Below are 4,702 nucleotides of genomic sequence, written 5' to 3' on the forward strand. Positions count from 1 at the left end.
ACGGAAGCTCCGCTGCAGCACCAACCACATCACAGCGATCGTCCAGGCCGTCCTCGTCCTTCACCACGCGTCAGCGTGAGGTTGGAAAAGGCTCATTCAGGCAATCGCCGCCACCGATCCCCGCGTCCTCGACCGCGTTGACGCCGTCCTCGCACGCATGACGCCCGCGGAGAAGGAGGCGCTCGTCCGCTGCGACTTCGGCGCCCTCACCCACCTCGGCATCCCCGCCCTCACCATGGTCGACGCCTCCGCCGGCCTGCGAGGCGAACAGAACGTCACCGCCTTCCCCGTGCCGCTCGCCCAGGCCGCGGCCTTCGACGAGGACCTGGCCCGCCGCATCGGCGTCGCCATCGGCACCGAAGGGCGCGCCAAGGGGTACAACAACCTCCTCGGCCCCACGATCGACCTCACCCGCACCTGGCACTTCGGCCGCCAGGCCGAGAGCCTCGGAGAGGACCCCCTGCTCGCCGGCCGTCTCGGCGCGGCCCTCACCACCGGAATGCAGAGCCGCCAGGTCATCGCCACCGTGAAGCACTTCGCCGCCTACACCCAGGAGGCCAATCGCTTCTTCACGGACACCCTGGTATCCGACCGCGCCCTGCACGAGATCTACCAGGCGCCCTTCCGTCGCGTGATCGCCGCCGCGCCCACCACCTCGGTGATGATGGCCTACCCGAAGATCAACGGCACCTTCGCCACCGAGAGCCCCGCTCTCTTCGACGACGTCAAGAACCGCCTCGGTCTCCAGGGGTACACCGTCCCCGACTTCTGGGCCGGTGCCGACCAGGTCGCCGCCGCCAAGGCGGGCATGGACCTCGCCGGACTCGGCCCCGGCGGAGTCAAGCTGGCCCCTGGCGCACTCACCAACGGCTCCATCCCGGCCACCCGCCTCCACGACGCCGCCCGCCGCATCCTCATCACGATGTTCGCCAACGGCCTCGTCGACAACCCCGTCCCCGCACCGGCCCAGGACGTCAGCACCCCCGAGCACAAGAGCCTCGCCCACGAAGCCGCCCTGGCCTCCACCGTCCTGCTCACCAACCGCTCCTCCGCCCTCCCCCTGTCGGCCACCCTCAAGACCCTCGCCGTCATCGGCCCCGCCGGTTCCGACGCCCTCACGGGCGTCGCCGGGTCCACCTATGTCGACCCCGGCACCTGGACCACCCCCCTCCAGGCCATCAAGACCCGAGCCGGCAGCACCCTCACCGTCACCCACTCCCAGGGCACCACCGGCGACATTCCCCTGACCACCGTCCCCTCCACCGTCCTGCGCACCAGCGGCGGAACCGCCGGCCTCACCGCCCGGTACTACGCTTCCCCCCAGCCCACCGGAACCCCGGTCGCCACCCGCACCGACAGCGTCATCGACTTCACCAGCGCGCCGGTCGAAAACCTCTCCAAGGTCTGGTCCGCGACCTGGTCGGGCACCCTGACCCCGACCCACACGGGACTCCACCGCTTCTCCCTCCTGCCCGCCGGAACCACCACCCTCAAGATCAACGGCGTCACCGTCATCTCCGGCTCCCGAGGGACCCGCCGCTTCTTCCTCGGCACCTACGACTACCCCCTCCAGGGCACCACCGAGCTCACCGCCGGCCAGCCCGTCACGGTCGAACTCACCTACGACAACGCCATCGCCGACCCGGACCCCATGGGCCAGAGCACCTGCGGACTCACCCTCGGCTGGCAGCCCGTATCCCTCATCCCGGCCGCTGTCCAGGCCGCCCGCACCGCCGACGCCGCCGTCGTCTTCGTCAACCGCATGGCGGGCGAGGCGATGGACCACGAGCAGCTCGGCCTCCCCGCGGACCAGAACCAGCTCATCACCGCCGTCGCCGCCGCCAACACGCGCACCATCGTCGTCCTGAACACCGACGGCCCGGTCGCGATGCCCTGGCTCGACGACGTCGAAGCCGTCCTGCAGACCTGGTACGGCGGCCGCGGCATGGGCACCGCGCTCGCCGCCGTCCTCTTCGGCGACAGCGACCCCGCCGGCCGGCTCCCCCTCACCTTCCCCGCCAGCACCAGCCAGGGTCCCGGCACCACCACCGCGACCTACCCCGGCCAGAACGCCACCGTCTCCTACGACGAGGGCACCGCCATCGGCTACCGCTACTACGAGGCCAAGGGACAGCAGCCCCTGTTCCCCTTCGGGCACGGCCTGTCCTACACCACCTTCGCCCACGGCTCCCTCGAAGCCGCGTACGACGCCGCCGCCAAGACCGCCACCCTCTCCGTCACCGTCACCAACAGCGGCAACCGCCAGGGCACCGACACCATTCAGGTCTACGCCACCCTCCCGGCCGCGGCGAACGCCGAACCGCGCCGCCTTGTGGCCTTCCGGAAGGTCACCCTCGCCCCCGGAGCCAGCCGGCGCGTCACCTTCACCGTTCCCGCCGACGACCTCACCATCTGGAGCGCCGGCGCCTGGACCCTCACCCCAGGCCTCCACACCCTCGCCACCGCCCGCAATGCCCGCACCCTCACAGCCCAGCGGACGATCACCGTCAACTGACCCCGCAAACGCGCCCGTCACCGCACACGTGACGGGCGCGCCGGAAACCGCATGTCTTCACCGGGAGCCTGCGCCTCCCGCCCTCGCGCGACACCATGTGAAGGGAGACTCTGTCACGTGCCGCATCCCTGTGGAGTCGGCGGAGCGTCCCTCATCGTGGTGCTGCGCGAGGCGTTGCCACCGAGGGCCGAGCGTGTGCTCGAAGCCTGCTGCGATGTTTCGCTGCCGCTCTTCGCTGCTCTCCAGCTGGCACGTCTCGCATGACGACGCACGACCCGCTGCGGGTCGTCTGCACCGGTGACTGGCCGGCCGTCGACCCCGAGGGTGCGAGCGGGGCCTCGTTCTGTGCGGTCAGGGTGCGCGGTGCGCACACCTGGAGGTCCGATAGGAGGCCGGTCGACCGTCACCGCCCGTCCGGGAGGCGGCGTGAGCGTCTGCGAGAGTGCGGGATCGGGTGACGGCCGCCTCGACGACCCGTGGTCAGCCTTCAGGAACCGTTCGGCACCTGGATTGTCGGACGGCCCAGGTACCAAACGGGCCCGGGGTCCGGCACGTTGAGCTGAGTGAACCCCAGACGGTCGTAGAAGGCCCGGGCCGGGGTGTTCGCCCGCACCATGCACAGGTGCACGGTGGCCACCCCGCGGTCATGCAGCGCCGCCAGGAGGGTGTGGATGAGCGCGCGCCCGTACCCCTTGCCCTGCCAGGACGGCAGCAGGTCGATGTGCAGGTGTGCGGGGTATCCGGACAGCTCGCTGAGGACCATGCGTTCCGGGGTGTGCAGCAGGACCGCCATCGATTCGGCAGCCGTCGTCGGCGCCCCGACAGGGGCCGGGAAGCGTTCCGCCACCTCGGGGAGCCATTCCTCACGGAACCGGGCAGCGAAGTCCGCGGTGTCCGGCGCCCCGAGAACGTAGCCGACGGCTTGCCCCGTGCCGTCGTCCAGTACGAAGGCGAAGTCCGGTTCCAGCGCCACGTAGGGGTAGGCGAAGATCACGGGCATCAGCTCGGGATCGGGGTAGAGACCGGAGGAGTCACCGCCTTCGTGGGCCGTCCTGACGCAGATGTCCGCGAGTTCGGCGCGGTCCGAGGGGCGGTAGCGGCGAATGAAGGCTGTCGTTGTCATCCAGGTGATGCTTCCAGAATGGAAGCGCTCCCACAATGTGCTGGCAGACGCACCAGGGACCGGCCGAGCCCAGCCGCTCACCGTCGCCGGCCCCAACGGGCTTATCACCCACACCCAGTACGACGCGCTCGGACGCCTCGCCGACGGCTGGTCCCCTCTGGCGCCACCGGCAAAACCAGACCCCCAACGTCAGGATCAGCTACCAGCAGGCCGAGCCTGTCCCTGCGGCGCCCCGGTCGCGACGCTAGCGGCAGACTGCTTCGGGCCCTACGAACTGCATCTCGACCCTGTCCGAACCTACGGGTTCTCCCAGTAGGCACGCTGAACGGCCGCCCCGGAGCGCGACACGCCCGGTACGGCCTCTTGTCCGGCGACTTCACGACTGCTTTCCGTTGTAAGGGCTCGCAGGGAATCAACATGCTGACTTGATCTCTGTGGGGTTGCGGTTGTTGATGAGGAACGCGGTGACGTCGGCGGGGGTGCGGAACCTGGCTGTCGAGGGTCGGACGGTGTAGCCGTGGTCGGCGAGGAGGGGCTGGACTTGGTGAACGGCCCTGGTGATGGTGCTGCCGTTGACGCCGAAGAGCTGGGCGATCAGGTCTCGGGTGCCGAGTCTGCGCAGGTAGAGAACGGTGGCCAGGACTCGGTCAGCGGCGGTCAGCTTGTCCTTGGCTCCGGCTCCGCGAGCCCGGATGCGGTCTCCTCCTCGCTGCTGTGACCGCCCGTGTTCACGTAGCTCATCGAGTTTCTGGGACAGCTGCTCGACGAGTTCCTCCAGTGCCGGCTCGGTCATGCCGGTCAGTTCCGGGCTGCGCAGACCGCCGGCGCGGGACTGAGGCGGCAGGCCTTCGGCCGGCTGGGGGCCCTCAGCCCCGCCGGCCGTGTCGTCGTGGTGTGGAGAGAGGGTGTAGTTCCAGCCGCCGTGGAAGCGGTGGCGGTGTATGGGCAGGGCGTTGAGGTCTGTGTCGGTGACCTTGATGCCGGTGTCGTAAGTGCCCGGGTCGAGTTCCGCGTGGACTGTCAGCCCGGTGTGGGTGGTGGTTGCCCTGATGCTGTTGATGATG

3 protein-coding genes are annotated in these 4,702 nt (G+C 69.9%); 1 reads left to right on the forward strand and 2 read right to left on the reverse strand.

Annotated features, from left to right (window positions below):
* Nucleotides 1-157: 157 nt before the first annotated feature.
* Nucleotides 158-2,515, forward strand: coding sequence for a glycoside hydrolase family 3 protein (locus ACFQ8C_RS36480; RefSeq protein WP_383466189.1), 2,358 nt, complete (start codon nt 158-160; stop codon nt 2,513-2,515).
* A gap of 487 nt (nt 2,516-3,002) precedes the next feature.
* Here the strand turns inward: ACFQ8C_RS36480 and ACFQ8C_RS36485 are convergent, their stop codons facing one another.
* A complete protein-coding gene (locus tag ACFQ8C_RS36485; RefSeq protein ID WP_383466191.1) occupies nt 3,003-3,638 on the reverse strand; it encodes a GNAT family N-acetyltransferase in 636 nt (211 codons plus the stop codon).
* Nucleotides 3,639-4,050: 412 nt separating this feature from the next.
* A partial coding sequence (locus ACFQ8C_RS36490; protein WP_383466193.1) for a transposase family protein occupies nt 4,051-4,702 on the reverse strand: 652 nt, incomplete at its 5' end.

Origin of the sequence: Streptomyces sp. NPDC056503, assembly GCF_042794995.1 — a bacterium.
Taxonomy (GTDB): domain Bacteria; phylum Actinomycetota; class Actinomycetes; order Streptomycetales; family Streptomycetaceae; genus Streptomyces.